Source organism: Synechococcus sp. H60.3, from assembly GCF_047462295.1.
Classification (GTDB): domain Bacteria; phylum Cyanobacteriota; class Cyanobacteriia; order Thermostichales; family Thermostichaceae; genus Thermostichus.
This window is the reverse complement of the sequence record NZ_JANSIY010000079.1, coordinates 9741-11702: the sequence shown is the minus strand read 5'-3', so window position 1 is coordinate 11702 and position 1962 is coordinate 9741. Positions and strand designations below refer to the sequence as shown.

2 protein-coding genes are annotated in these 1962 nt (G+C 60.9%); one reads left to right on the top strand and one right to left on the bottom strand.

The window, feature by feature from the left end; translation table 11 throughout:
- Positions 1-185: 185 nt before the first annotated feature.
- The gene (locus tag NW841_RS09140; RefSeq protein WP_414371754.1) at positions 186-1109 is read right to left on the bottom strand and encodes an NAD(+) kinase; all 924 of its coding nucleotides are present in this window, start codon (positions 1107-1109) and stop codon (positions 186-188) included.
- Between the two features lie 173 nt (positions 1110-1282).
- Here NW841_RS09140 and ispE point away from each other — a divergent pair.
- A partial coding sequence (gene ispE, locus NW841_RS09135) for a 4-(cytidine 5'-diphospho)-2-C-methyl-D-erythritol kinase (protein ID WP_414386154.1) occupies positions 1283-1962 on the top strand: 680 nt, incomplete at its 3' end.

Below are 1962 nucleotides of genomic sequence, written 5' to 3'. Positions count from 1 at the left end.
GGGCAGAGGAAGAGACAAAAGCTCTGCTGCCAAGCGGGTGAGGAAACCCCACCCGCCTACGCGGTGGGGTAGTTCATCAGCAAGTTTTCAGGGGATGCAGGCACCGGCAAGCGGGTCTTCGGCAGCGCCTCCATCCAACGGCCTCCCAAGACCAACAACTTGTGCAGGACTCCTAAGTTCTCCGGCTAGGGCAGCTCTACCGAGGTAGGCTTAGAAGCATAAGTTAGGCCCCAGCCCAACTTCTCGCGCATGACGCGGAAGAACTCCGGTCGGCGGAGGCGAATCAAATCTGTCCAGTAGGGGGCGCGGACAACGCGGATTTGGTCTTCTGGCAGGATGTAGCAGCCGGCATTGCCGTCGGCTACCAAAACCAGCGGTTGGGGGCTGGCGGGGCTGATCCACACCTCTTCCGAATCGGGAAAGACCAGAGCCCGTGAGGCCATTGAGTGGGGACAGATAGGGATCAACTGCAACACCGGCAGACTGGGAGTGATGACGGGCCCTCCCGCCGAAAGGGCATAGGCCGTCGAGCCAGTGGGGGTGGCTAAAATGATGCCGTCGGCAGCTACATCCAAAGGTGAGTGCTCCCCAATGGTTACTTCAAAGTGGCACATGCTGGTCAAGGGCTCGCGGTGCAGCACCATTTCATTGAGGCTGAGCACCTCCCAGCGCAACTCATGGCCGCGGTAGGCCTGCACCAGCAGCATGCTGCGGCGATCTAGGATGTACTCGCCGGCAATGGCTGCCTTGGCCGCCTCTTCTAGGTGGCTGAGATAGGTCTCCGTCAGAAAGCCCAAGTGGCCAGTGTTCACGGCCAGCAAAGGGATCCCTTTGGGGGCCAGTTGCCGGGCTGCTGCCAAAACAGTGCCATCTCCCCCCAGCACCACGGCAAACTTCATACTCTCGTCAAAGCCGGCGGGAGCCAAGCTGTCCACCTTCGTCAGGCAGACGGGACTACTGGGCTTGGCGTAGCCGAGAATGCCGCCCCAGTTGGGGGCCACGCAAACTTCCCACCCCTGTTCTTGAAACCAGCGGGCCAAGGTTTCGCTGCTGCGCTTGGCGGCGGGCTTGGCGTCGTTGTAGAGGATCCCAACTTTGGGCTTGCTCATGGGGCAGTGGTGAGGCAGAGGGTGCCAAAACTTTATCAGTTCTGGAATAGCTGCAGCAAAAAGTAGCTAGCCCCAGGGTTCTACCCAGATCCCTTGCCTTAGAATCGGGCTGAAAGGGCTCCCCAGATTAGGTCTGTGTTTGCGTTGGTCTGGACAGGCTGAGGGGAGTGGAGATGCATTGCCAACCCCGTTCTCACCCCATGCAAGCCTGTACCCTGATTGCCCGCGCCAAGATCAATCTTTACCTGGAAATCCTCGGATCCCGCCCTGATGGCTATTCCGAGGTAGCTATGATCCTGCAGAGCATTGCTCTGGCGGATCGCGTGCGTCTCCAGCGCCGTGCCCACGGCATCCACCTGATCTGCAACCACCCGGAGGTGCCGGCAGATACCCGTAACCTAGCCTACCAAGCGGCTGAGCTGCTGCAAAAGGAATGTCAGGCCGATCTGGGAGTGGAGATCCAGCTGGAAAAACAGATCCCGGTGGCGGCGGGCTTGGCGGGCGGCTCAGCGGATGCGGCGGCAGTTTTGGTGGGACTCAACCAGCTCTGGGGCTTGGGCCTAACGGTAGGAGAGCTCCAGAACTTGGCGGCGCGCCTGGGATCCGATATTCCCTTCTGCGTACAGGGAGGGACGCAGCTAGCCACGGGGCGGGGAGAAGTTTTACAGCCCCTGGCCGACTGGGAAGGGATCCCCCTGCTCTTGGCCAAGCCCCGGCATCTAGGGGTTTCCACCGCCTGGGCCTATCAGGCCTTTCGCACTCGCACTGCCGCTTCCTTACCTTCTGTCGCGTCCTCCTTGCCGAGCTTGCCCCAGGTGCTGGCTGCTCTGGAGCAGCGGGATCTGCTGGCCTT